This window comes from Rhizobium cauense (assembly GCF_019511525.1).
In the GTDB taxonomy this organism is placed as follows: Bacteria; Pseudomonadota; Alphaproteobacteria; order Rhizobiales; family Rhizobiaceae; genus Rhizobium; species Rhizobium cauense.
This window is the reverse complement of sequence record NZ_JAEUAT010000021.1, coordinates 71,833-95,892: the sequence shown is the minus strand read 5'-3', so window position 1 is coordinate 95,892 and position 24,060 is coordinate 71,833. Positions and strand designations below refer to the sequence as shown.

Here is a 24,060-nt window from a genome sequence, read left to right as displayed (position 1 = left end):
GGAGGGGCGGCCGCAATGGCCGCCTTTTCTTTTGCGCTACTGGTTTCGGCTTAGCCGATTCTTAAGTGCCCCGGCTTTATATCGGCTCCAGCAAGGAGCCTCACGATGGCGTTTCTGCCGGCTGAACGTTTCATCATCTTGATCATTGCGACCCTGGCGTTGCTTGATGCCGGTCTGTTGCTATTGAAGGGCGTTGGCATCGACGTCGTTGGATATGCCAGCCTCATCGCTTGTGGCGCGTTCCTGCTTCTACTCGGCCAATTCTATCGGCGTTTTCGGCACAATGACCGGATTGCCGCGACAGCGACCGCGGCCGGTCTCTTCGTGCTCTTCACGATCGCGGGATCGATCTTCAACTATCTCTTGCTGCCACTGCGGTTTCCAACCATCGATCTCAAGCTCGCTAGGCTTGATGCTGCTTTGGGCTTCGATTGGCCGGCCTTCGTGACGTGGGCATCACAGTATCCGCGGGCAGGTGCGTTGCTTCAGATGATCTACACGACGTCGCTGCCACAGCTGATCGTTGTATTGCTGGTCTTAGGGTTTGGCGGACGGACAAGGCTACTTCATCACTTCTTACTGACCGGCGTCCTCGGCGCCTTGGCGGCGATCATTTGCTGGTTTTTCTTCCCGTCATTCGGCGCGTCGTCGATCTACGAGTTGCCGTCAGACGTGACACATCGCGTTCCTCTTGCTGTCGGGCCAGACTATGGCGCTCAACTTGTCGAACTCGGACGGAATGGCGCGGCTTATCTGACGCCACGGAACGTGCTTGGATTGATCGGGTTTCCGTCGTTTCATACGGTCATGGCAGCGATGTCAGCATGCTTTATGTTGCGGTGCGGAGCGCTTGGCTTGCTGTTTCTGCTTTTGAATGTCGTGATGATGCCCGCGATCGTCATACAGGGTGGGCATAATCTGGCCGACGTTTTCGGCGGACTGCTTATCTTCTGCGTGGCCTACATGCTCGCGTCCGCTAGCCTACGGCAGCTGGAGAGGACGCAGAGCAAGCATATTGGCAGAGCGGCGGGTACCGTCAGAGCGTAATCAAAGCTCCGCTCTGATTTTCTCCGCGTTTGCCGCAAGCACTGCATTATCTTCCATCTGGCCCGAATGCGGACGCAGTGCCGCGCCCTCGTAGCGCGGGATCACGTGGAAATGCAGGTGGAAAACGGTCTGGCCTGCTGCTGGTTCGTTGAATTGGCAGACGAAGACACCATCCGCGTCGAAGGCTTCCTTGACGGCAGTTGCGATCTTCTGGACGACGGGGATCGTCTTGGCGAGGACGGCGGGATCCGCGTCGAGCAAGTTGCGCGATGGCGCCTTGGGAACGACAAGCACGTGACCCGGAGCCTGTGGCATGACATCCATGAAAGCGACGGTATCATCGTCCTCGTAGATGCGATGCGAGGGAATCTCGCCACGCAGGATCTTGGCGAAGATGTTGTTGCTGTCGTAGGTGGCGCTCGTCATGGGAGATCTCCTCGTTTTCTGTTTCGGTAGCGCGGTATCGCCGAGGGCGTCAATCCTCGACCTGGCGCTCGCCCTTTCGAAACGGACTGTGCTCCGTCAGGATCTCGTTCATCTGCTCGATGTCGTCGCGCTCCCGCTCGAGGTAGTCGGCGATTGCGCGGCGAAGCCCCGCGTGGGCAACATAATGGGCGGAGTGTGTTGTCACCGGCAGGTAACCTCGCGCCAGCTTGTGCTCGCCCTGGGCTCCCGCCTCGACGCGCTTCAGCCCCTTTGCCAGGGCGAAGTCGATGGCCTGATGATAGCAGACCTCGAAATGCAGGAACGGGTGGTCCTCGACGCAGCCCCAGTGGCGCCCATAGAGCGTGTCGCCGCCGATGAAGTTGATCGCGCCGGCAATATAGCGACCGTCACGCTTTGCCATGACGAGCAGGATATCCTCCGGCATGCGCTCGCCGATCAGCGAGTAGAACTGGCGTGTCAGGTAGGGGCGGCCCCATTTTCTGCCGCCGGTATCCATATAGAACTCGAAGAATTGGTCCCATATCCGCTCGGTCAGGTCACTTCCGGTCAGCCAGTCGATACTGATGCCATTTTCGAGCGCCGTGCGACGCTCCTTCTTGAGCGCCTTGCGCTTGCGGGATGCCAGCGTTTCCAGAAACTCGTCATGGTTGGCGTAGCCTTCATTGATGAAGTGAAACTGCTGATCCGTGCGATGCAGATAGTCCTCACCCTCGAAGATGCCGATCTCGTCCTCGGGTACGAACGTGATGTGAGCGGAAGACACGCCGAGACGGCGAACGACCTCCTTGAGGCTCTCGGCCATCGCATGCTGGATCGGCAGGCGTTGCAGGCCTTCGGCGACGAGGAGGCGCGGGCCTGTTGCCGGTGTAAACGGAATGGAACACTGAAGCTTCGGGTAGTAACGCCCGCCGGCGCGTTCAAAGGCATCCGCCCAGCCGTGGTCGAAAACATATTCGCCTTGGCTATGGTTCTTGAGGTAGCCGGGCAGGGCGCCGAGGAGCTCGCCCCTGTCTGTTTCCAACAGAAGGTGATGCCCCATCCAGCCGGTCTGCGCCGTCGCCGATCCGGACTCCTCGAGCGAGGACAGGAAGGCATGCGACACAAAGGGATTGTAGGCGAGCGCCTCGCCTTTTCTGGAGGCACCCGATAGCCGAGACCAGCTTTCCGGGGAAATCGCGGTGAATGACCGCTCGATGCGGATTGAAAGGTCGTCTGTCATGGAGCGAGTGCGAGACCGTTTGGGAGGGAAATAGGGCTCACAAACAGTCTGCGCATGATCTTGTCCAAAAAGCGAGCGTCAAACCGAAACGCGCGGGTCGAATCCTTCGAATGTCATCTGGTCCGCATTCTCAAAGGTGTGCTTGCGCCCCTTTTCGTCACGCACGGTCCAGGTAATGACCACGATGCCCTTTTCTCGCTGGGCTGTAATGAAGGGATTCGGCAGATCGGCGAAGAAATAGGAAATGAAGTCGAGGCCGAGTTCCATCGCCTTTTCATGCACTTCGAATTCTTCCGGCTTGTTGCCGCCGGCTGTCAGTCCCAGCGGATAGGGCGCATTGAGCGCCTTCAGATCCCGAAGCAGCCAGTGGTCGAAGCTCATCAGGGCGACCTTGCCCTCGTAGCCCTCAAGCACTTCGAGAACAGCTTCCGCGAATCCTTCGTCGTCTGCTTCGCGGCCCTTCAGTTCGATGACCAGGGGCACCTGACCCTTTACGAGATCGAGCAGCTGCCGCAACGTCGGAATCTTGTCTGCCGTCCCGCCGACGGAGATAAGGCCAAGCTCTCTGGATGTTCGCTCGCGCACGTCACCCTTGAGCTTGCAGAGGCGCTCAAGATCCTCGTCATGGAAGACAACAGGCACGCCATCGGATGCATAGTGCAGGTCGCACTCGATCGCGAAGCCTGCCTCGACGGCGCGCGCGAACGCGGAGAGCGTATTTTCCCATACTGCCTGGTTGAGGTCATGATAGCCGCGATGAGCGACCGGTTGTTCCTTGAGCCATGCAGCAGAGGTCATTGGGCAATTTCCACGATCGCATCGATTTCGACAGCGGCGTTGAAGGGGAGAGCAGCCATGCCGACGGCGGCGCGCGCATGCTTTCCGGGCTCACCGAGGACGGCTGCGATCAGGTTCGAGGCGCCATTGATGACGAGGTGCTGTTCGACAAACTCAGGCGTCGAGGCAACGAAGCCGTTGAGCTTGATGACGCGCTTGATGCGACCGAGATCGCCACCGAGGGCAGCGCGGGCCTGGGAAAGAATGTTGATGGCACAGAGTTCCGCGGCGCGCTGACCAGCCGCAACGTCGACATTCTTGCCGAGATGGCCGGAGACCGCGACCTTGCCGTCTTCGAGGGGCAGCTGGCCGGATATGTAGAGGAGGTTTCCGCTGATGACGTAGGGAACGTAGTTTGCGGCTGGTGCCGCAGCCTCAGGCAGGGATATCCCCATTTCTTTCAGGCGCGCAGCGATTTGATCGGACATTTTCCTCTCCGCTTTTATTGTCAATAGTTCTAAAATTATGCATCAAGGCTTGGAATCTAGATTGTGACATTTTCGAGCCTCGATTTGGCCGAAAGCGTTCTTATAACATTGCAGGCGAGTCCAACAGGAGATTGTCAATGTTCCGATCGAGTCTTGCCGCACTTCTTTTGGCGAGCGTTTCGACGTCCGTCTGTGCGGCTGCGCCGGCGACCAGTGCCGCGATTGCGACGGGCCTCGTCGCTCATCGCGCGGTCTACGATCTGGAATTGAAGGATGCCTCGGAACGTTCGGGCATTTCTGGCATGTCCGGTCGCATGGTCTATGAGTTCGATGGTGACTATTGCTCCGGCTTTACCACCAACTTCCGCTTCGTAACCCAGATCGATACCGGCGATGCCGTCCGCGTCAGCGACCAGCAGACGAAGACGTTCGAGAATCTGAAGGACCGGAGGTTCACCTTCGACACCAAGTCGTTCACCGATGACCAGCTCGACAAGGAGGTCAACGGCGCGGCGCAGGATCAGGCCGAAGGCGTGAAGGTTGCCTTGACGCAGCCGACCAGCAAGGAACTGCAGCTCGCGGCAAGCCGATTCCCGACGGAACACATGCTGGACGTGATCCAGAATGCCAAGGCCGGGACGCGCCTGTTCGAGGCGCGTGTGTTCGATGGCTCGGATGACGGCGACAAGGCGCTGGTGACGACCACTGTCGTTGGCAAGCAGGTGGTACCGGCCTCCGACGAAGCGGACGCCGGCAACGCAGGCGCCTTTGCAAAGGCCGCGTTCTGGCCGGTCACGATCTCCTATTTCAACGAGAATACGAAGACCGATGCTGTGCCCGTCTATCGTATGTCGTTCAAGCTGTACGAGAACGGCATCACCCGCGACCTGACCATGGACTACGGAGACTTTGTTCTCAGTGGCAGGCTAGCCAAGCTGGAATTGCTCGATACCAAAGCGGCCGCTTGCAAATAATTATCACCGAGGCCGCTTGGAGCGACTGTCGGTATGTCTAAGTAAACCCTCTCTATGCTAGACATTTGAAAGGAGCGCCGGTTGGCGCAAGAGTCGAATGGAGTGAGGACCTTGGCGACACGGCACGATGTATTGGGTAGTGGCTTGTTCGGCCTGGCAGTGGGATTGGCGTTGGTCGCAGGAACGCCTGTATGGGCGGCAGAATGCGGCAGCACTCCAGTGGCTGGAATTGACTGGAGCCAGTGCAGCAAGAAGAATCTGATGTTGCAGGGGAGCGATTTCCAAGGCGCCATCCTCGCGGATGCGGATCTGAGTCTGACCAACCTCAGCGGCACCAATCTGACTTCAGCGAATTTCGAGAAGGCGACGCTGGTGCGCGCATGGTTCACGGGCGCTCAGGCCGACAAGGCGAATTTCTCGAAGATTGAGGCCTATCGATCCGGGTTTGATAGCGTATCCGCTCAAGGTGCATCTTTTGCAGGAGCTGAGTTGCAGCGCGCCAGTTTCAAGGGCGCCAAGCTCGATGGAGCGAACTTCGAGAAGGCGGAACTTGGCCGTGCGAGCTTCGCGAACGCCGCGCTCACCGGTACCAACTTCTCGCTCGCCAATCTCTCTCGCGCAGACTTCAAAGGGGCGACAATCGGCGGACCTGTGGCCTTCGACAGTGCGTTCATGTTTCTGACGCGAATCGAAGGACTTGACCTGTCAGCCGCAACGGGCCTTGTTCAGGCGCAGGTCGATCTTGCCTGTGGTGACGAAAAGACAAAGCTGCCGGCTGGCCTTTCGATGCCGACAGGTTGGCCCTGTGCTCAGGAATGAGCTAAGTCGCCCGCCCAAAGCTCGCGCCCGCATCAGCGCTTCCCGTGAACTTCAGTTGGCTTTTTTCTTAGGAAGCCTTGATTTTCTGCGGAAGGGAGGGTAAGGCCACCCGCATTCCACACGTAAGGCATGGGATTGTCCGGGAGAAATCCGGATGGTTCCGCCCGGTGGCATCCTCGAAGAGGGTGCTGTTAGCCTTGCGGAGGTTCAACCGGAAAAGGATAACAAGGCATGGCATTGCCCGATTTTTCTATGCGCCAGCTCCTCGAAGCAGGCGTCCACTTCGGCCACCAGACTCACCGCTGGAACCCGAAGATGAAGCCGTACATTTTCGGCGATCGTAACAACATCCACATCATCGACCTGGCCCAGACCGTTCCGATGCTGTCGCGCGCCCTGCAGGTTGTCTCCGACACCGTTGCTCGTGGCGGCCGCGTTCTCTTCGTCGGCACCAAGCGTCAGGCTTCCGAGCTGATCGCTGACTCGGCCAAGCGTTCCGCTCAGTACTACGTCAACTCGCGTTGGCTCGGCGGCATGATGACCAACTGGAAGACGATCTCCAACTCGATCCAGCGCCTGCGCAAGCTCGACGAGATTCTTTCTTCTGAGCAGTCCGGCTACAACAAGAAAGAGCGCCTGAACCTCGAGCGCGAGCGCGAAAAGCTCGACAAGGCTCTCGGTGGTATCAAGGACATGGGCGGCACGCCGGACCTGATGTTCATCATCGACACCAACAAGGAAAAGATCGCGATCGACGAAGCCAAGCGCCTCGGCATCCCGGTTGTCGCAATCATCGACTCGAACTGCGATCCTGATCTGATCGACTATCCGATCCCGGGCAACGACGACGCTTCGCGCGCCATCGCTCTCTACTGCGACCTGATCGCACGCGCTGCCATCGACGGTATCGCTCGCCAGCAGAGCTCGTCGGGCCGCGACCTCGGCGCATCGATCGAAGCTCCGGTTGAGCCGGCGCTCGAAGGCGAAGCCGAAGCCTGATAAAAGAAGCAGGCGGGCTGAATGGCCCGTCATGCTTTCCAGAGATTGGGAAAAGGCCGCTCGCGACTTTCTAAAGTTCGGCGGCCTTGACCATTTCAGGCGAGGGCAATCAGTCTCTCGCCATTCGAGTTTCGTATGAGGCGTCTTTCATCACGCTGTCATACATACAGGTACATTTCGTGCCTCAATCCGGTGCTGCGCCGCCTTCGCGGGCCACCGTTTGAACCGACAAGAGGAAGCTTATGACCGAGATTACGGCTGCACTGGTGAAGGAACTGCGCGAGAAGTCTGGCGCAGGCATGATGGACTGCAAGAAGGCGCTGCTCGAAAATAACGGTGACATCGAAGCGTCGATCGACTGGCTGCGCGCCAAGGGCATCTCCAAGGCCGACAAGAAGGCCGGCCGCGCTGCTGCTGAAGGCCTGGTTGCCATCGCCGGCGCCGGTCACAAGGCTGTTGTCGTCGAACTGAACTCGGAAACGGACTTCGTTGCCCGCAACGACGCCTTCCAGGATCTGGTTCGTGGGATCGCCAACGTTGCCCTGTCCACCGACGGCACTGTTGAAGCCATTGCTGCAGCGACCTACCCGGCATCCGGCAAGCCGGTCGCCGACACCATCAAGGACGCGATCGCGACCATCGGCGAAAACATGACGCTCCGTCGCGCTGCCAAGCTCGAAGTCGAGCACGGCGTTGTTGCGACCTACATCCACAACGCTGCCGGCGACGGCATTGGCAAGCTCGGCGTTCTCGTTGCCCTGAAGTCGGAAGGCGACAAGGCCGTCCTGACCTCGATCGGCCGCCAGGTTGCCATGCACATCGCTGCGACCAACCCGCTCGCAATCCGCGCCGAAGAAGTCGACGCTGCTGTTGCCGAGCGCGAACGCAACGTCTTCATCGAGCAGGCCCGCGAATCCGGCAAGCCGGAAGCCATTATCGAAAAGATGGTCGAAGGCCGCATGCGCAAGTTCTTCGAAGAAGTCGCTCTGCTCTCGCAGGCTTTCGTCATCAACCCCGACCTGACGGTCGGCGCTGCTGTCAAGGAAGCTGAAAAGGAAGCCGGCGCCAAGATCGAAGTCGTCGGCATGGCGCGTCTTCTCCTCGGCGAAGGCGTCGAGAAGGAAGAGAGCGACTTCGCTGCTGAAGTTGCCGCGGTCGCCAAGGGCTGATCGACCTATACATGTGAAAACCGAAGGGCATCGCGTGACAACGCGGTGCCCTTCGTGTATCCGGCACACAGCGGTAACATACGAGGAGCCACGATGTCGTCAGAGCCTGTCTACAAACGCGTTCTACTCAAGGCTTCCGGCGAAGCCCTCATGGGCAGCCAGGGATTTGGAATTGATGTAGCGGTCGCAGACCGCATTGCGGCTGACATAGCCGAGGCGCGGCAGATGGGTGTGGAAGTCGGCGTCGTCGTCGGCGGCGGCAACATCTTTCGCGGCGTAGCAGTTGCCTCCAAGGGCGGTGATCGCGTGACCGGCGATCACATGGGTATGCTCGCGACAGTGATCAACGCGCTTGCTCTCGCTACCTCGCTACGCAAGCTGAATATCGATACGGTCGTGCTCTCGGCGATCGCCATGCCTGAAATCTGCGAAAGTTTCTCGCAGCGCGCGACGCTGTATCACCTCTCGCTCGGTCGCGTCGTGATCTTCGCCGGCGGCACGGGCAACCCGTTCTTCACGACGGACTCGGCAGCAGCACTGCGCGCCGCCGAAATGGGCGCGGAAGCGATCTTCAAGGGAACGCAGGTCGATGGTATTTATTCGGCAGATCCGAAGAAGGACCCGGAAGCGACTCGCTTCGACCACCTGACGCACAAGGAAGTCCTTGATAAGGGGCTGGCCGTCATGGACGTTGCAGCGGTAGCACTTGCACGGGAGAACTCCATTCCGATCATCGTCTTCTCGATCCACGAGAAGGGTGGTTTCGCGGAAATCCTCAAGGGCGGTGGTCTCAAGACCGTCGTCTCCGACAATTGATTGAGTGGCGGCACCATTTGCCGCAGCTTCTACAGATACGGGAGCAATAAAATGAGTGAAGGCATCGACATCAAGGAACTCAAGCGCCGCATGGATGGTGCAATTTCCTCGTTCAAGCACGATATCGCATCGCTGCGCACCGGCCGCGCATCGGCCAACATTCTCGACCCGGTCACGGTCGAGGCGTACGGTTCGCGTGTGCCGCTGAACCAGGTGGCAAACGTGACGGTTCCGGAGCCGCGTATGCTCGGCATCTCCGTATGGGACAAGTCGATGGTCAACGCCGTCGATCGCGCGATCCGTGAGGCCAACCTCGGCCTCAACCCGATCATCGATGGCCAGAACCTGCGTATCCCGCTGCCGGAACTCAACGAAGAGCGCCGCAAGTCGCTCGTCAAGGTTGCTCACGACTATGCCGAAAAGAGCAAGGTTGCGATTCGCCATGTTCGCCGTGACGGCATGGACGGCCTTAAGAAAGCCGAAAAGGACGGTGTGATTGGCCAGGACGAAAGCCGGGCGCAATCAGATCGTGTGCAGAAGATGACTGACGAGACGATTTCTGAGATCGACCGCTTGCTTGGCGAGAAGGAAAAGGAAATCATGCAGGTTTAAGGCGCGCTGCGGTTGCGCCTCGCTGCAAGAACCGGACGGGAAATGTCGGAACGAACATTTTTGACTGTGCCAGAACACGTTGCCATCATCATGGATGGCAACGGACGATGGGCGAAGCAGCGCGGACTGCCGCGCACCATGGGACATCGCAAAGGGGTCGACGCCGTGCGCGAAGCCGTGCGCGTGGCCGGCGATGTGGGGATCAAATATCTCACGCTTTTTGCCTTTTCGTCTGAGAACTGGCGGCGTCCGGAAACGGAGGTCTCTGATCTCCTCGGATTGCTGAAGGCTTTCATCCGTCGCGATCTGGCGGAACTGCATCGCCAGAATGTGCGCGTGAAGGTGATCGGCGACCGGCAGAGCCTGAAGAGCGACATCCTCGATCTTCTTGTCGACGCTGAAGAGACTACGAAGGCGAATACCGCGCTGACGCTCGTCATTGCCTTCAACTATGGCTCGCGCGACGAGATCGCCCGCGCCATGGCAAGCCTCGCGCGCGATGTTGAGGCCGGCCGGCTGAGGGCGCAGGACATTTCTCCCGCGCTGATCAACGCGCGGCTCGATACAGCCGGAATTCCTGATCCCGATCTGATCATCCGCACGAGCGGCGAAGAGCGCCTCTCCAACTTCCTGCTCTGGCAGGCTGCGTACTCGGAGTTCATTTTCGTTTCCGAATATTGGCCTGATTTTAGCCGGGAGATCTTCTATTCCGCCCTGGAGACTTTTGCATCGCGAGACCGTCGTTTCGGTGGCCTGGTAACCCAGACGGCTGCGGCAGTGGGCATCTGATGCAGCAGGAGCTGAAGCTACGCATCATATCGGGCGTTGTTCTTGCCGCTATCGTCCTGCTCGCCACCTGGTACGGCGGGATTGCCTTCAGCCTTTTGTCGGCATTGATCGGGCTGTTGATCTACTATGAATGGTCGACCATTACGAAGCTCGCGACGGAACAGCCGGTTGCCAATGCTATCGGTTGGCTAGGGCAGGCGGTGATCGCGGTGGCGGTCGTTGCGGGTACGCTCGAATATTCTCTGCTTCTTCTGGTGCTATTCTTCCTGATTGCCGTCGGTTTCGTGTTTACCGCAGGCGTGTCCCGCTGGTTTCCCACGGGAATCGTCTATGCCGGTCTCACCGGAATTGCGCTTTCGAGCATCCGAGGCGCGGATAGCGTCGGGCTCGCCGCGATGCTCTTCCTATTCGCCGTCGTGTGGGCAACCGACATTCTCGCATACTTCGTCGGGCGCGCAATTGGTGGTCCGAAGCTGGCGCCAAAGATCTCGCCGGGAAAGACATGGTCCGGCGCCATCGGCGGTGCCGTCTCCGCGGTGATTGCCGGCAGCCTGGTCGCCTATTTTGCCTTTCCGCAAAGCGTGCTGCTCGCGGCGCCGATCGCGTTTATCCTGTCTGTCTGCAGCCAGAGCGGCGATCTCTTTGAATCTTTCATCAAGCGCCGATTCGGCGTCAAGGATTCGAGCCATCTCATCCCAGGGCACGGCGGCGTCATGGACCGTGTCGACGGGCTCATTTTTGCCTGCTTTGCGGCGTTCTTGCTAGCTGAGCTTTTTTCGCTGATAAAGGGCGGCGAAATTACGTCGCTCGGTGCAGCCCTGTTCGGCGTATAATGTCTGCAGAGGCTTGCGGAAAGATCGGATGCTTGGCTTGACCGGTATATTGGCGTTCCTGACGGGCTATATGGTGCCCTTCATTCTCGTGCTGTCGCTGCTCGTCTTTGTGCATGAGATGGGGCACTATCTTGTCGGGCGCTGGAGCGGCATTCGGATACTGGCGTTCTCTATCGGCTTTGGTCCGGAATTGGTCGGCTTTACCGACAAGCACGGGACGCGCTGGAAGATCTCACTAATACCGCTCGGCGGCTATGTCCGCTTTTTCGGCGATGAAGACGTCTCGAGCAAGCCCGACGAAGACAAGCTCGCTACGATGTCGGAAGAAGATCGTTCGCGTTCGTTCGCCGGCGCGAAGCTCTGGAAGCGGGCGGCGACTGTTGCCGCCGGTCCAATCGCCAACTTCATCCTGGCAATCGTCATTTTTGCCGTTCTCTTCTCTATTTACGGTCGATCGGTCGCGGATCCGGTCGTTGCGGAAGTAAAGCCGGGCAGCGTGGCTGCCGAGGCAGGCGTGGTGCCGGGTGATCTTCTGATTGCGATCGATGGCAGCAAGGTCGAAACCTTCGACGATGTCCGGCGCTATGTCAGCATTCGGCCGGAGCAGAAAATTGTCGTAACGATCGAGCGCAACGGCGAGAAGCTTGACGTACCCATGGTTCCGGCGCGGACCGACATGACCGATCAGTTCGGCAACAAGATCGAGATCGGCCTCATCGGTATCGTCACGAACCAGGAGGTCGGCCATTTCCGGCAGCAGACCTACACGCCGCTTGAGGCCGTCAAGGAAGGTACGATCCAGACCTGGCACATCGTAACCGGCACCTTCAAGTACATCGGCAATCTTGTCTCGGGTTACATGAAGCCGGACCAGCTCGGTGGACCGATCCGGGTTGCGCAGGCCTCTGGCCAGATGGCGACCCTGGGCGTTGCAGCTTTGCTGCAGCTGGCCGCTGTCTTGTCGGTTTCCATCGGATTACTGAACTTGATGCCGGTTCCGGTACTTGATGGGGGACATTTGTTGTTCTATGCGATTGAGGCGGTGAGGGGAAAACCGTTGGGATCGTCTGCCCAGGAGATTGCGTTCCGCATCGGCCTGGCCATGGTTTTGAGCCTGATGGTTTTTGCTACCTGGAACGATATAAGTGCTTTGATTGGCTGATTGCTGGACGAGAAAAATTACCGTTTATTTACGATGTTTCAAAGCTGTAGTGGCCAATGCGTCACGCTTTGAAATGAAGTAAACAGAAATTAACTTGCTCCCTTGCTTGTATGTCAAAAGCGGGTAAAACGACACACGTGGCCGGAATCGGGGGACGCCTGGAGCCGGGGACGAGAAAAAAGGTAATGGGTGAAATGAAGGCTGGTTCAAGATTTTTGAACGCAGTATCGGCGGTTGCGCTGTCTGCAGGTATTGTTGCTTCGGGGGCAGGTGCAACGGTTTTCGTCTCGGCAACGACGGCAGAAGCTGCAGTCATTCAGCGCATTGATGTGCGCGGCGCAAGCCGTGTCGGCGCCGAAGCAGTGCGTTCTAACCTGACGATCCAGCCCGGCCAGAGCTTCTCGAACACGGATATTGATGACTCCGTCAAGCAGCTCTACGACACCGGCTATTTCTCCGACGTCAACATTTCAGTTTCGGGCGGCACTCTCGTTGTAACCGTCCAGGAAGCGCAGCTTGTCAATCAGGTCGTCTTCAACGGCAACCGAAAGATCAAGGACGACAAGCTTGCTGCTATTGTAAAGACCCATGCTTCCGGTCCTTACAACGACGCGCAGATTCAGTCGGATATCCAGGCGATCAAGGATGCCTACGCCGCAACTGGCCGCAGCGAAGTGAATGTAACGACGCAGGTCGTGCCGCTCGGCGAAGGGCGTGTGAACCTGGCCTTCGTTATCGACGAGGGTGATCGTACCAAGATTGCTGCGATCAATTTCGTCGGCAACAATGCGTACAGCTCCGGTCGCCTATCTTCGGTCATCAATACGAAGCGTTCGAATTTCCTCTCGTTCCTGACGCGTAAGGATGTCTACAGCGAAGACAAGCTTCATGCGGACGAAGAGGCGCTGCGCCAGTTCTATTACAACCGCGGCTACGCCGACTTCCGTATCATCTCGTCGGATGCATCTTTCGATGAGGCGACGAACAAGTACACGCTGACTTTCAACATGGAAGAAGGCCCGCGCTACAACTTCGGCGCCGTTTCCGTGCAGTCGACCGTTCCTGGCATCGACTCTCAGCAGTTGCAGGGTCTCGTTCGCACTCACGAGGGGCAGGTCTACAGCGCCAAGGAAATTCAGAAGTCCATGGAAGCGATCTCTGACCAGGTCGCCTCGGCCGGATACCCATTCGCGCGCGTTACGCCGCGCGGCAATCGCGACCTGAACAACAACACGATCGGTGTCGAATATCTCGTCGATCAGGGCGAGCGCGCCTACGTTGAGCGCATCGAAATCCGTGGCAACAGCCGGACGCGTGACTTTGTCATTCGTCGCGAGTTCGACATGAGCGAAGGCGACGCCTTCAATCAGCAGATGATCACGAGGGCCAAGCGCCGTCTCGAAGCTCTCGGTTACTTCTCGTCGGTCAACATCTCGACGCAGCCTGGCAGTTCGCCGGACCGTGTTGTCGTCGTCGTAGACGTTCAGGATCAGGCAACCGGCTCGTTCGGTATCGGTGCGGGCTACGCTGCAGGCGGCGACGGCCTCATTCTCGAAGCTTCCGTCGAGGAAAAGAACTTCCTCGGCCGTGGTCAGTACATCAAGGTTTCTGCCGGTGGTGGTGAAGAGGGTTCGCGGACCTACGGCCTGAACTTCACGGAGCCGTACTTCCTCGGTTACCGTCTGGCGGTCGGTTTCGATCTCAACCACAGCGAAACGTCGAGCAACGACAACTACGATTACGAAGAAAACAACGTCGTTCTACGTGCGACGGCGCCGATCACCGAAGATCTGGCGACGACGTTCCGCTATAACTACAAGCAGATGAAGTACGATCCGGACGGTGCGCTGTCCGATCTTTCCACGCCGTACCAGGATCTCGTCAACAACAGCCCGTGGGTGAAGTCGTCCGTATCGCAGACGCTGACCTACAACACGCTTGACGACATGACGCTGCCTCGCGAAGGCATCTACGCGAGTGCCACTCAGGAAATTGCTGGTTTGGGCGGCGACTCCCAATTCTACAAGCTCTATGGTCGTGCGCGTTACTTCCATCTGCTGGCGGATGACGCCGACATCATCGGTTCTATCGCTGGTTCGGCGGGCTATGTGGTCGGTTTCGGCGACGATCTGAATGTCTTTGATCAGTTCACGCTGACGAATTCTGACATTCGCGGCTTTGAAAACAAGGGTATCGGCCCTCGCGTCGGCGGTGGTCCGGATGATCCGCTGGGTGGTACGACCTACTTCACGGTGTCGGCCGAAGCCACGTTCCCGTTGCCGGTGGTCCCGCGTGACTTCGGTCTCCGCGGTGCTGTCTTCGCGGACGCCGGTACGCTGTTCGGCAACAAGGTCAACGTCAGCGGCGGCGAATTCGTCAATGGTGACGATGCATCGCTGCGTGCTTCGGTCGGTGTCGGTCTCATGTGGGCGTCGCCCTTCGGCACGCTGCGCGTCGACTATGCTATTCCGGTCGTCAAGGAAGACTTCGACAAGACTCAGCACTTCAAGTTTGGCATAAACAACCAATTCTGATATCGGCAGTCCGGAACCGCAAAATCGAATTCCGTTCTGGAGATTTGCCGATGGAGCAAACTGGTTTTTTTCTGCCCCATGATGGCGTGAAACTCTCGGAGTTGGCGCAGTATCTTGGGGCAGACCTTGCTGATCCCAAAAACGCAGATGTCATAATTCGCTCCGTTTCGCCTGTAAGCCGGGCGAAGGCGGGCGACTTGTGTTACATCATGTCGAAGAAGAGCAAGGACGAGCTCGCGACGTGCGACGCGTCTGCAGTGCTCTGCAGCGCAGGCCTGCAGTCGCTCGTGCCGCCGCATATACCTGTCCTCATCACAAAGAACGCGCATGCGGCCTTTGCCATGGCCGGCGGCTATCTCTATCCGAAGGCGCTTCGCCCCGAGGCATTGCTTTCAGGAGAGACTGGCATCTCCGACCGGGCGGTCGTCGATCCGACGGCAAGGTTCGAGCATAACGTGTCTGTAGAGCCATTGGCGATCATCGGCGCCAATGCCGAGATCGGCGAGGGCACACGTATCGGAGGGGGCGCCGTTATCGGACCGAACGTCAAGATCGGCCGCAACTGCACGATCGCGGCAGGCGCAAGCGTGCTGTGCGCGCTGGTCGGAAATGGCGTGATCATTCACAATGGCGCGCGCATCGGTCAGGATGGCTTCGGTTATGCTCCGGGTCCACGCGGCATGATCAAGATCGTCCAGATCGGCCGGGTTATCATTCAGGATCACGTCGAGATCGGCGCCAACACGACGATTGATCGCGGTGCGATGGATGATACGGTCATCGGCGAAGGCACGAAGATCGATAATCAGGTCCAGATTGGCCACAACTGCCGCATCGGGCGCCATTGCGCAATCGTCTCGCAGGTGGGCATCGCCGGCAGCACGGTGCTCGGCGACGGCGTTCAAATCGGCGGCCAGGCTGGGCTGAACGGACATATCAAGATTGGTGACGGCGTGCAGATAGCCGCAAAGAGCGGCGTCATCGGGGATATACCCGCCGGCGAACGATACGGCGGCGTGCCCGCACGTCCGATTCACGATTTCCTCCGCGAAGTGGCTGCGACCATGACGCGGGCGACGAGCGGCAAGAAAACGGGAGAAAAGAATGACTGAAGAAGCTAAGACTTCGCTCTCTTCGGCGCATATCATGGATATCATGAAGCTGCTGCCGCATCGCTATCCATTCCTGCTGGTGGACCGCATCATCGAGATCGACGGCGACGAATCCGCAATCGGGATCAAGAACGTTACGGCGAATGAGCCGCACTTCACCGGTCACTTTCCGGAATCGCCGATCATGCCAGGTGTCCTGCTCATCGAGGGCATGGCACAGACAGCCGGTGCGATCTGCGCAAAGAAGCAAGGTGAGGCCGGCAATCTGGTGTACTTCATGACGATCGACAATGCGCGCTTCCGCAAGCCTGTCGTTCCGGGCGACCGCGTAGAATATCACGTGAAGAAACAGAAGCAGCGCGGTAATATCTGGAAGTTTCATTGCGATGCTAAGGTTGACGGAGCGCTTGTCGCGGAAGCCGATATCGGTGCGATGATCGTCCGCAAGGATCAGGCATGAGCACCATTGCAGCCAGCGCCAGCATTCACGCCATGGCGGTTGTCGAAGACGGCGCCGTCGTCGGCGAGAACGTCAAGATCGGTCCTTTTTGTCACGTTGGTCCGCAGGTCGTGCTGGGTGACAACGTGGAACTGCTGGCGCATTCGGTTGTCTCCGGTAGAACTAAGCTTGGCAAGGGGTGCCGCGTTTTCCCGATGGCCGTGATCGGCGGCGATCCGCAGAGCGTTCATCACGGCGGCGAAGAGACGAGCTTGACGGTTGGCGACAACTGCACCTTCCGTGAGGGCGTGACCGTGAATACCGGTACTGCCGATTTTGGTGGCAAGACGATTGTCGGCGACAACAATCTCTTCCTGGCGAATTCGCATATCGCGCATGATTGCCGCGTCGGAAACAGCGTCATCATGTCGAACAACGTGATGCTCGCCGGCCATGTGACCATTGAGGACCGCGTTATTCTTGGCGGCGGTTGTGCCGTGCATCAGTTCACGCGTGTCGGACGGCAGGCCTTTGTCGGCGGCCTATCTGCCGTCAGCTACGACGTCATTCCCTATGGCATGTTGAATGGCAATCCTGGTCTTCTGAGTGGCCTGAACGTCGTTGGCATGACCCGCGCCGGTGTCGATCGGGCGACGATCCATACCGTCCGGCGTGCCTACAAGGCGATCTTCGAAGGCAGCGGTTCGATCCGCGAGAACGCGGCGGCTATTCGCGATGAATATGCTGAGTGCGAACAGGTAGTTCAAATTCTCGACTTCATTGCTGCTGAAAGCGATCGCGCTCTTTCCTCTCCGACCAGGGGACAGAAAGGGTGATCCTTGTCTCTCGCGAGTGACATGGCAAAAGGCCGCTTGGCAATCATCGCAGGTAGCGGCCTTCTGCCCTCTCATGTAGCAACGGCGGCGCGGCAGGCGGGTGAAAACCCATTCATTGTCGCGTTGAAGGACGAGGCCGATCGCTCGTGGGAAGGGTTCGATCATGCCGTGATCGGTGTGGGCGATTTCGCGGCGCTCAGCCGGATTTTCGAAAGCAACGGTATAGACCGCGTTGTGATGTCGGGCGGTGTTCGTCGGCGTCCGGAGTGGCGCGAGGTCCGTCCGACGCTGAAGACCCTGGCAAGGCTGCCGTCGACAATCCGCACGCTTCTCGCCGGTGGTGACGACACCGTTCTGCGCATGGTCATCACTTTGATCGAGGAGAACGGTCGCAGGGTCGTCGGCGCGCATGAGATTGCGCCTGATCTGCTTGCCACCGTAGGCCCGCTCGGCGCTGTGCTGCCCGGCGTTGACGACGTCAAGGATATAGCGAAGGCTGCCGAAGCAGCTGATGCGCTCGGCCGGCTGGATGTCGGGCAGGGCGCAGTTGCCGTCGGTGGCCGTATCGTCGCGCTGGAGGGTGTTGAAGGGACGGACAGCATGCTGGAGCGGGTGATGGAGCTGCGTTCGGCGGGAAGGATTTCCGCGCGCCGCCGCGGTGTGCTCGTGAAACTCTGCAAGCCTCAGCAGGATATCCGTGCCGACCTGCCTTCCATTGGTATTTCGACAATCGCGAACCTGCGCAAGGCAGGCATGGCCGGCGTGGCCGTCGAAGCGGGCCGCTCCCTCATCCTTGATCGCGAGGCCGTCATCAACGCCGCTAACGACGCTGGTATCTTCGTATGCGGACTGGATAGAGGATTACCATCCTGGGGGCTAGCGTGAGCGGGGAGGCGCTGAAGGTCGCTATCGTCGTTGGCGAGGTCTCGGGCGACCTGTTGGGTGCGGATCTGGTCGCGGCCCTGAAACAACAGTATCAGGGGACAGTCGAACTGATCGGTGTTGGAGGCGAGGGGCTGGAGGCCGAGGGCCTGCGCTCGCTCTTCGATTTCTCCGAACTGTCGATCATGGGCATCACGCAGGTACTCGCAAACCTGCCGCGGCTGGTCCGACGCATTCGCGGGACAGCCCGGGCAATTATCGCTGCAAAGCCGGATGTACTCATTATCGTTGATAGTCCGGATTTTACCCACAGGGTTGCCAAGCGCGTGCGCGCGGCGCTACCCGACCTGCCTGTGGTCAACTACGTTTGTCCGAGCGTATGGGCGTGGAAGGAATACCGCGCGCAACATATGCTTGCCTATGTCGACCATGTTCTAGCAGTCCTGCCGTTCGAGCCCGACGTCATGCGAAAGCTCGGCGGCCCGCCTACCACCTATGTTGGCCACCGCCTGACCGCTGATCCGAAATTGCTGGAGGCAAGGCACCAAAGAGCTGAAACGAAGCCTCGCAGCGAAGCCGAACGCAAGACGGTGATGTTGCTGCCGGGATCACGCGCGTCTGAGATCGCCAAGCTACTGCCAGCCTTTGGCGATGCTGTGAACGACCTGGTTGCACGCAACGGAGACATGCGCTTTGTGCTGCCGACAATGCCGCGCCGCGAGGCGATGATCCGTGACCTCGTGAAGGAGTGGGCCATCAAGCCGGAGGTTGTGACCGGAGCGGAAGCGAAATGGCGTGCCTTTGCCGAGGCGGATGCGGCCATGGCAACCTCGGGGACGGTGGTGCTTGAACTGGCGCTGACCGGTGTTCCCTGCATTTCGGCCTACAAGACAGACTGGATCGTCAAGTTCATTACCAGCAAGATCAAGACCTGGAGCGCGGCGCTCCCGAACCTGATCGCGGACTACGCTGTTGTTCCTGAGTACATCAACGAGGTCGTTCGCGGCGCAAGCTTCGCACGCTGGATGGAGAAGCTCTCCACAGACACCCTCCCTCGGCGTGCGATGATGGAGGGATTTGACGTCCTCTGGCGGCGAATGCAGACGGAGAAGCCGCCCGGAGAGCACGCAGCAGAGATCGTTCTCAGTATCGTTCAAAAGAAAAAGCCCGGTCATTTCTGACCGGGCTTTTTGTTGGACTGTCGCTGATTAGCGCTTGGAAACCGGCAGGTAGTCGCGCTGCGGCTCACCGATGTAGAGCTGACGCGGACGACCGATACGCTGCTGCGGATCTTCGATCATCTCGTTCCACTGTGCGATCCAGCCGACGGTGCGGGCGAGAGCAAACAGCACCGTGAACATGGTCGTGGGGAAGCCGAGAGCCTTCAGGGTGATGCCGGAGTAGAAGTCGATATTCGGATAGAGCTTCTTTTCGACGAAGTATTCATCGGTCAGCGCGATGCGCTCGAGCTCCATTGCCACTTCAAGCAACGGATCGTCCTTCACGCCGAGTTCGCCCAGAACCTCATGCGTCGTCTTCTGCATGATCTTGGCGCGCGGATCGTAGTTCTTGTAGACGCGGTGACCAAAGCCCATCAGGCGGAATGGATCGTTCTTGTCCTTGGCGCGGGCGATGTATTCCGGAATGCGGTCTACGGTACCGATCTCGGTGAGCATGTTAAGGGCTGCTTCGTTCGCGCCACCGTGAGCCGGGCCCCAGAGGCACGCAATGCCAGCAGCGATGCAGGCGAACGGGTTGGCACCCGACGAGCCGGCAAGGCGGACGGTCGAGGTCGATGCGTTCTGCTCGTGGTCGGCATGCAGGATGAAGATGCGGTCCATGGCGCGCGACAGCACCGGATTGACGACATACTCTTCGCACGGAACAGCAAAGCACATGCGCAGGAAGTTTGACGAGTAGTCGAGGTCGTTCTTCGGATAAACGAAGGGCTGGCCGACGTGATACTTGTAAGCCATCGCTGCCAGCGTCGGCATCTTGGCGATCATGCGCAGGCTTGCGACCATGCGTTGATGTGGGTCGGTGATGTCGGTGGAGTCATGGTAGAAAGCGGACAGGGCGCCAACACAGCCGCACATGACAGCCATCGGATGCGCGTCGCGGCGGAAGCCCGTGAAGAACCGGCTCATCTGCTCATGCACCATCGTGTGGTGTGTCACGCGATAGTCGAAGTCCTTCTTCTGTGCTGCTGTTGGCAGTTCGCCGTAAAGAAGCAGGTAGCAAACTTCGAGGAAGTCGCCGTGCTCGGCGAGCTGCTCGATCGGGTAACCGCGATGCAGCAGTACGCCTGCGTCGCCGTCGATATAGGTGATTTTCGATTCACAGGATGCGGTCGAGGTGAAACCAGGATCGTACGTGAAGGAAGCCGTGTTTTTGTACAGGGCGCCGATATCGATGACATCAGGACCGATCGTGCCGCTCTTGACGGCGAGATCGACTGATTTATCACCGATTTTCAGTGTTGCGCTTTGTTCCGTCATTCTGATCCTCCAAACTGGCGGGGTGGCGCCATAAAAGCGCCATAGGGTTAAGCGTCGTGGACGATAGCTATATGATCGCGCGGCTAATGCCAAGTTACCGTGATGCCATTTTGTGCATTGCAGTATCAACTTTTGGGCACTGCTGCGATGAGCGCCACGCATAGCAGAAGCCGATGATTATCCTTGGCTTTTCCGACTTCTGATTTTTCGTCATATTTCAATCGATTATTGTTGCCTGAAGGCTCCTGAGCTTGCATTGTGGTTGTAGGAGCGACTGCTTTCGGGCGCAAATACATGTCGGGGTTGAAGCCATTCGAGGAGAGGCAGCGAACCGCGCCCGACGCGGATGCGTTTGCTCGCGCACCAAGTCCTTTTCTTCCTGTGAGCCCGGCCACGCCGACGAGACTGGTTACCTTCCGCACCCAGTCGGTGGCCCCTTGGAGGGCGCGGCTCAAAACAACTGCGCTCCGTTCTTGGCGTCGCATTCAAGACGCCGCGGCAGAGGAAATGGATCACGGTCGGTTCTTTCTTTTTTCGCCGGTTTTCCTGGGCGCCGGCGCCGTCATCTGGTTCCTGCTCGCAACCGATATGCCACTGCTTCCGCTGCTGGCATGGTCTGTCGCGCTGGCGTTGACCGCTCTGGCTGCAGGGTCGGGGCGTCCGTTAACGCGAAGTGTTGCATTGGCGGGCCTGCTTTGCGTCGCAGGAATGTTCGTCGCCCAGTTCGAGACGCGGAGCAGGGGAACCATCATTCTGGACGCGCCGGTGACGACGACGATAACGGGGCGTGTCGAACGCCGGGAAGGCGATGGTCGCGGCCGCTGGCGTTACATTGTCTCCCTGGCGGATACGCAGTCGCCCGCAATCAGACGGCCACCGCAAAGGATTTCCGTTGTCGCCCGTGGGCAAACCGAACCGTTCGAAATCGGCGAATGGCTGACGGGGCGGGCGCGATTGACGCCCCCGGCAGGGCCCGCACTGCCCGGGCTAAACGACTTCGCCTTCAGGGCCTATTTCGACGGAATAGGCGCGAACGGTTTCTTTTATGGTTCGCCAAGGTCGACTGCCGCAGCACGCGCCGAACCGAGTGTTCGGGAGCTTGCAGTAAATTGGCTGGATGCTCTCCGCAGCGGGATTGGGGATCGAATTCGGTACATCTTGCCGGGCGACACCGGCGCCTTCGCAGCTTCCCTTGTCACCGATGAGAGGCGCGCGATCTCGAAGGAAACGACGGAGGCGCTGCGACAGGCCGGTCTGGCACATATCGTTGCGATCTCGGGTCTCAACATGGCGCTTTCCGCCGGCATCTTCTTCGTCGGCCTGCGTCTGTTGTTAAGTCTGTTTCCATCCATCGTGCAGGCATACCCGACGAAGAAGATCGCTGCGGCTGGTGCGCTTGTTGCACTGACGGCCTACTATATGATTTCCGGCTTTGCGGTCTCGGCGGAGCGCGCCTTCATCATGATGGCGATCATGCTCGCGGCTGTGTTCTTCGATCGCCCGTCGATCAGTTTGCGCAACATCGCCCTGTCGGCCTGGGTGATCCTGCTTCTGTCGCCGTCCGAGGCGTTGGGGCCAAGCTTCCAAATGTCGTTTGCGGCAACACTTGCGCTCGTTGCGGGGTACGCGATCTGGTCGAAAAGAGCCGCGCGCGAGCACCCACTTCTGCAGATTGCAGCGCTGAAGCCCGCAATTTTTGTCGGGCGTTTCTTTGGCGGGATCCTGTTGACCTCCATGATCGGCGGGTTCTCGACCGCGCTCTTTGCCGTGGAGCACTTCCACCGCCTCAGCGCTTACGGACTGCCTGCAAATCTCATGGCGATGCCGGTCATCTCCTTCGTTGTGATGCCGATGGGCGTGCTCGCGATGCTGCTCACGCCCTTTGGCCTCGATGTCATCCCCTGGAAAATCGCCGGCTTCGGGCTCGACATCGTGATCGCGATTGCGAAGATTGTCTCGGGCTGGGGCGGCAATGTCGATATCGGCCGGCTGCCCGATTGGTATTTCCCTGTGATGGTGGCGGGTTTCCTCGTGCTTGCCCTCCTGCGGACCAGACTGCGCTACTTAGGTGCTGCCACAAGCGCGCTGGCGACGGTGGTCGTTGCGCTGTCACCTCCCGGGATGCCGCCCGATATCGTTATTGCCGAAGATGGTGGTATCGTCGCGATTGTTGATGATCGGATTCTTGCCTCCAATCGCACGCATCCGCCAGACTTCATCTTCGATCAATGGCGAAGGGCGTTGGCAGCGGAGGTCGAGCAGCCACCGCAGGTGCTGGAGGGTGTCGCACCCGCCCGACGGCGCAACAGTGATGGCAAGATCGAGAGGCTCGCGGTTGAGGAATTGCGCAAAGCGCGCAATGTGTTGCGGCAGGCCGTTGCGACGGGTGTTGAAAATCGCTTCATCTGCTTGAAAAGTGCCTGGTGCACCGCGAGACACGACAGCGGCTATGTGCTGACCGTTGTCGAAAATCCAGCTTACTTCGGCCCTGCCTGTGACACCGCCGATGTCGTTGTGACACCTGTTCGTCTGCGCGCAACCGAATGCCGGTCAGGCGCACTGCTCTTCACCGGCGAAAGCTTGCGTCGTTCGGGGGCCGCCGAAATCCGGATAGACGAACAGGGGGCAGCCATTGTGACAACAGCCTATGTTACGCTGGACCGCCCATGGATGCGCCACAGGACGTACGATTGGCGCAACGGAACGTATGACGGCGACGCGCCCGCGATCAATGATAACGGCGAATGAGACCGACCAGCTTGCCTTGAACCTTGACGCGGTCAGGCCCGAAAATACGCGTTTCATAAGCCGGGTTCGCGGCCTCAAGCGCAATCGAGGCGCCCTTGCGGCGGAAGCGCTTGAGGGTTGCTTCCTCATCATCGACGAGGGCAACAACAATGTCGCCGGGATTGGCGGTGCTGCCGTTGCGGATGATCACCGTGTCGCCATCAAAGATGCCGGCTTCAATCATCGAGTCGCCCTTCACTTCGAGCGCATAGTGTTCGCCCGGGCCAAGCATGTCTGCGGGGACCGTGATGTCATGCGTGTTGTTCTGAATGGCCGAGATCGGCACGCCGGCCGCAATACGCCCCATCACAGGAACGGACGCTGAGTTTCCGGTGTCGACAACCGCGGCAGGCTTCGTCGGTGCTGCCGGTTGCGGCTTGCCGAGACTGCCTTCGATGACGCTCGGCGAAAAGCCGCGACGCGGTTGCAGGCTCGGATTGTAGGCCTCGGGAAGCTTGATGACCTCAAGGGCTCGAGCTCGGTTCGGCAGTCGGCGAATGAAACCGCGTTCCTCGAGTGCCGTGATCAGCCGGTGGATACCCGATTTTGAAGCGAGGTCCAGGGCGTCCTTCATCTCATCGAAAGAGGGCGGCACACCCGACTCCTTCATTCGCTCGTGAATGAAGAGAAGAAGCTCCTGTTGCTTGCGCGTCAGCATCGAAGTTGAACCCCAGAGTCGTGAAACAAAGCCAGAACAGACACTATATGTTCCATATGTGTTCTGCAAGTACCTAAATTTTCGTAAAACTTGCCTGCAACTTGCACAGTTTTTGCAACGCATTTGATTGAAAGCAGCGAAGGGGCTTGCATTGTCCCCTTGC

General features: G+C 59.0%; 24 protein-coding genes. 17 read left to right on the top strand and 7 right to left on the bottom strand.

Features of this window, described 5'->3' with window-relative positions:
- Positions 1 to 105: 105 nt before the first annotated feature.
- Positions 106 to 1,047 carry a phosphatase PAP2 family protein gene (locus JNB88_RS28210; protein ID WP_220358347.1) on the top strand — a complete coding sequence of 314 codons (942 nt, stop codon included), beginning with the start codon at positions 106 to 108 and terminating at the stop codon, positions 1,045 to 1,047.
- On the opposite strand, the gene JNB88_RS28205 is transcribed toward JNB88_RS28210, so the two are convergent.
- The 4 genes from JNB88_RS28205 to JNB88_RS28190 form a co-directional block, all read right to left on the bottom strand.
- Positions 1,048 to 1,473, bottom strand: a complete 426-nt coding sequence (locus tag JNB88_RS28205) for an HIT family protein (protein WP_220358346.1) — start codon at positions 1,471 to 1,473, stop codon at positions 1,048 to 1,050.
- A gap of 49 nt (positions 1,474 to 1,522) precedes the next feature.
- Complete coding sequence (locus JNB88_RS28200; protein WP_220358345.1) at positions 1,523 to 2,713, bottom strand: GNAT family N-acetyltransferase; 1,191 nt, start codon at positions 2,711 to 2,713, stop codon at positions 1,523 to 1,525.
- A 78-nt stretch (positions 2,714 to 2,791) separates the two neighbouring features.
- Positions 2,792 to 3,511: a glycerophosphodiester phosphodiesterase gene (locus tag JNB88_RS28195; protein WP_220358344.1), complete on the bottom strand. Its 720-nt coding sequence runs from the start codon at positions 3,509 to 3,511 to the stop codon at positions 2,792 to 2,794.
- Complete coding sequence (locus JNB88_RS28190) at positions 3,508 to 3,978, bottom strand: RidA family protein (protein WP_037127679.1); 471 nt, start codon at positions 3,976 to 3,978, stop codon at positions 3,508 to 3,510. The genes JNB88_RS28195 and JNB88_RS28190 overlap by 4 nt, the downstream gene beginning before the upstream one ends.
- Positions 3,979 to 4,115: 137 nt before the next feature.
- On the opposite strand from JNB88_RS28190, the gene JNB88_RS28185 reads away from it, so the two are divergent.
- From JNB88_RS28185 to lpxB, 15 genes are all read left to right on the top strand, one after another.
- The gene (locus tag JNB88_RS28185; protein ID WP_220358343.1) at positions 4,116 to 4,952 is read left to right on the top strand and encodes a cell envelope integrity EipB family protein; all 837 of its coding nucleotides are present in this window, start codon (positions 4,116 to 4,118) and stop codon (positions 4,950 to 4,952) included.
- A 111-nt stretch (positions 4,953 to 5,063) separates the two neighbouring features.
- On the top strand, positions 5,064 to 5,771 hold the full coding sequence (locus tag JNB88_RS28180; protein WP_220358342.1) for a pentapeptide repeat-containing protein: 708 nt from the start codon (positions 5,064 to 5,066) through the stop codon (positions 5,769 to 5,771).
- A 231-nt stretch (positions 5,772 to 6,002) separates the two neighbouring features.
- A complete protein-coding gene (gene rpsB / locus JNB88_RS28175; RefSeq protein WP_016553822.1) occupies positions 6,003 to 6,770 on the top strand; it encodes a 30S ribosomal protein S2 in 768 nt (255 codons plus the stop codon).
- Positions 6,771 to 7,012: 242 nt separating this feature from the next.
- Complete coding sequence (tsf, locus tag JNB88_RS28170) at positions 7,013 to 7,939, top strand: translation elongation factor Ts (RefSeq protein WP_037127686.1); 927 nt, start codon at positions 7,013 to 7,015, stop codon at positions 7,937 to 7,939.
- Positions 7,940 to 8,032: 93 nt separating this feature from the next.
- Positions 8,033 to 8,755: a UMP kinase gene (pyrH, locus tag JNB88_RS28165; protein WP_024316951.1), complete on the top strand. Its 723-nt coding sequence runs from the start codon at positions 8,033 to 8,035 to the stop codon at positions 8,753 to 8,755.
- 51 nt (positions 8,756 to 8,806) lie between these two features.
- Complete coding sequence (gene frr / locus JNB88_RS28160) at positions 8,807 to 9,367, top strand: ribosome recycling factor (RefSeq protein WP_037127689.1); 561 nt, start codon at positions 8,807 to 8,809, stop codon at positions 9,365 to 9,367.
- 42 nt (positions 9,368 to 9,409) lie between these two features.
- The gene (locus tag JNB88_RS28155; RefSeq protein ID WP_037127691.1) at positions 9,410 to 10,156 is read left to right on the top strand and encodes an isoprenyl transferase; all 747 of its coding nucleotides are present in this window, start codon (positions 9,410 to 9,412) and stop codon (positions 10,154 to 10,156) included.
- Positions 10,156 to 10,989, top strand: a complete 834-nt coding sequence (locus tag JNB88_RS28150; protein ID WP_220358341.1) for a phosphatidate cytidylyltransferase — start codon at positions 10,156 to 10,158, stop codon at positions 10,987 to 10,989. The genes JNB88_RS28155 and JNB88_RS28150 overlap by 1 nt, the downstream gene beginning before the upstream one ends.
- A 28-nt stretch (positions 10,990 to 11,017) precedes the next feature.
- Positions 11,018 to 12,151 carry an RIP metalloprotease RseP gene (rseP, locus tag JNB88_RS28145; RefSeq protein ID WP_220358340.1) on the top strand — a complete coding sequence of 378 codons (1,134 nt, stop codon included), beginning with the start codon at positions 11,018 to 11,020 and terminating at the stop codon, positions 12,149 to 12,151.
- Positions 12,152 to 12,345: 194 nt separating this feature from the next.
- Positions 12,346 to 14,685, top strand: a complete 2,340-nt coding sequence (gene bamA / locus JNB88_RS28140; RefSeq protein WP_220358365.1) for an outer membrane protein assembly factor BamA — start codon at positions 12,346 to 12,348, stop codon at positions 14,683 to 14,685.
- Positions 14,686 to 14,735: 50 nt separating this feature from the next.
- Complete coding sequence (gene lpxD / locus JNB88_RS28135; RefSeq protein ID WP_220358339.1) at positions 14,736 to 15,797, top strand: UDP-3-O-(3-hydroxymyristoyl)glucosamine N-acyltransferase; 1,062 nt, start codon at positions 14,736 to 14,738, stop codon at positions 15,795 to 15,797.
- Entirely contained in the window at positions 15,790 to 16,257 is a 468-nt protein-coding gene (fabZ, locus tag JNB88_RS28130) for a 3-hydroxyacyl-ACP dehydratase FabZ (protein ID WP_037127701.1), read from the top strand. Before lpxD ends, fabZ begins: the two co-directional genes overlap by 8 nt.
- Positions 16,254 to 17,072, top strand: coding sequence for an acyl-ACP--UDP-N-acetylglucosamine O-acyltransferase (gene lpxA, locus JNB88_RS28125; protein ID WP_220358338.1), 819 nt, complete (start codon positions 16,254 to 16,256; stop codon positions 17,070 to 17,072). The genes fabZ and lpxA overlap by 4 nt, the downstream gene beginning before the upstream one ends.
- 21 nt (positions 17,073 to 17,093) lie before the next feature.
- Positions 17,094 to 17,957: an LpxI family protein gene (locus JNB88_RS28120; protein WP_420832226.1), complete on the top strand. Its 864-nt coding sequence runs from the start codon at positions 17,094 to 17,096 to the stop codon at positions 17,955 to 17,957.
- Positions 17,954 to 19,135, top strand: coding sequence for a lipid-A-disaccharide synthase (gene lpxB / locus JNB88_RS28115; protein WP_220358336.1), 1,182 nt, complete (start codon positions 17,954 to 17,956; stop codon positions 19,133 to 19,135). The genes JNB88_RS28120 and lpxB overlap by 4 nt, the downstream gene beginning before the upstream one ends.
- A gap of 27 nt (positions 19,136 to 19,162) precedes the next feature.
- Here lpxB and gltA read toward each other — a convergent pair whose 3' ends face one another.
- Together gltA and JNB88_RS33890 are read right to left on the bottom strand one after the other, a co-directional pair.
- Positions 19,163 to 20,452, bottom strand: a complete 1,290-nt coding sequence (gene gltA, locus JNB88_RS28110; RefSeq protein ID WP_220358335.1) for a citrate synthase — start codon at positions 20,450 to 20,452, stop codon at positions 19,163 to 19,165.
- A gap of 125 nt (positions 20,453 to 20,577) precedes the next feature.
- Positions 20,578 to 20,937, bottom strand: coding sequence for a hypothetical protein (locus JNB88_RS33890; RefSeq protein ID WP_223217363.1), 360 nt, complete (start codon positions 20,935 to 20,937; stop codon positions 20,578 to 20,580).
- Between the two features lie 22 nt (positions 20,938 to 20,959).
- Between JNB88_RS33890 and JNB88_RS28105 the strand changes: the two genes are divergently transcribed.
- Positions 20,960 to 23,200 carry a ComEC/Rec2 family competence protein gene (locus JNB88_RS28105; protein ID WP_223217362.1) on the top strand — a complete coding sequence of 747 codons (2,241 nt, stop codon included), beginning with the start codon at positions 20,960 to 20,962 and terminating at the stop codon, positions 23,198 to 23,200.
- Here the strand turns inward: JNB88_RS28105 and lexA are convergent.
- Positions 23,181 to 23,897 carry a transcriptional repressor LexA gene (gene lexA / locus JNB88_RS28100; protein ID WP_220358333.1) on the bottom strand — a complete coding sequence of 239 codons (717 nt, stop codon included), beginning with the start codon at positions 23,895 to 23,897 and terminating at the stop codon, positions 23,181 to 23,183. The two genes, JNB88_RS28105 and lexA, sit on opposite strands and share 20 nt — an antisense overlap.
- Between the last annotated feature and the right edge of the window lie 163 nt (positions 23,898 to 24,060).

Bases quoted from the DNA above. Each gene is read 5' to 3' on its own strand.
- JNB88_RS28210 (WP_220358347.1), top strand. From the start codon at position 106: ATGGCGTTTCTGCCGGCTGAACGTTTCATCATCTTGATCATTGCGACC.
- JNB88_RS28205 (WP_220358346.1), bottom strand. From the start codon at position 1,473: ATGACGAGCGCCACCTACGACAGCAACAACATCTTCGCCAAGATCCTG.
- JNB88_RS28200 (WP_220358345.1), bottom strand. From the start codon at position 2,713: ATGACAGACGACCTTTCAATCCGCATCGAGCGGTCATTCACCGCGATT.
- JNB88_RS28195 (WP_220358344.1), bottom strand. From the start codon at position 3,511: ATGACCTCTGCTGCATGGCTCAAGGAACAACCGGTCGCTCATCGCGGC.
- JNB88_RS28190 (WP_037127679.1), bottom strand. From the start codon at position 3,978: ATGTCCGATCAAATCGCTGCGCGCCTGAAAGAAATGGGGATATCCCTG.
- JNB88_RS28185 (WP_220358343.1), top strand. From the start codon at position 4,116: ATGTTCCGATCGAGTCTTGCCGCACTTCTTTTGGCGAGCGTTTCGACG.
- rpsB (WP_016553822.1), top strand. From the start codon at position 6,003: ATGGCATTGCCCGATTTTTCTATGCGCCAGCTCCTCGAAGCAGGCGTC.
- tsf (WP_037127686.1), top strand. From the start codon at position 7,013: ATGACCGAGATTACGGCTGCACTGGTGAAGGAACTGCGCGAGAAGTCT.
- pyrH (WP_024316951.1), top strand. From the start codon at position 8,033: ATGTCGTCAGAGCCTGTCTACAAACGCGTTCTACTCAAGGCTTCCGGC.
- frr (WP_037127689.1), top strand. From the start codon at position 8,807: ATGAGTGAAGGCATCGACATCAAGGAACTCAAGCGCCGCATGGATGGT.
- JNB88_RS28155 (WP_037127691.1), top strand. From the start codon at position 9,410: ATGTCGGAACGAACATTTTTGACTGTGCCAGAACACGTTGCCATCATC.
- JNB88_RS28150 (WP_220358341.1), top strand. From the start codon at position 10,156: ATGCAGCAGGAGCTGAAGCTACGCATCATATCGGGCGTTGTTCTTGCC.
- rseP (WP_220358340.1), top strand. From the start codon at position 11,018: ATGCTTGGCTTGACCGGTATATTGGCGTTCCTGACGGGCTATATGGTG.
- bamA (WP_220358365.1), top strand. From the start codon at position 12,346: ATGAAGGCTGGTTCAAGATTTTTGAACGCAGTATCGGCGGTTGCGCTG.
- lpxD (WP_220358339.1), top strand. From the start codon at position 14,736: ATGGAGCAAACTGGTTTTTTTCTGCCCCATGATGGCGTGAAACTCTCG.
- fabZ (WP_037127701.1), top strand. From the start codon at position 15,790: ATGACTGAAGAAGCTAAGACTTCGCTCTCTTCGGCGCATATCATGGAT.
- lpxA (WP_220358338.1), top strand. From the start codon at position 16,254: ATGAGCACCATTGCAGCCAGCGCCAGCATTCACGCCATGGCGGTTGTC.
- JNB88_RS28120 (WP_420832226.1), top strand. From the start codon at position 17,094: ATGGCAAAAGGCCGCTTGGCAATCATCGCAGGTAGCGGCCTTCTGCCC.
- gltA (WP_220358335.1), bottom strand. From the start codon at position 20,452: ATGACGGAACAAAGCGCAACACTGAAAATCGGTGATAAATCAGTCGAT.
- JNB88_RS33890 (WP_223217363.1), bottom strand. From the start codon at position 20,937: ATGCGACGCCAAGAACGGAGCGCAGTTGTTTTGAGCCGCGCCCTCCAA.
- JNB88_RS28105 (WP_223217362.1), top strand. From the start codon at position 20,960: ATGGATCACGGTCGGTTCTTTCTTTTTTCGCCGGTTTTCCTGGGCGCC.
- lexA (WP_220358333.1), bottom strand. From the start codon at position 23,897: ATGCTGACGCGCAAGCAACAGGAGCTTCTTCTCTTCATTCACGAGCGA.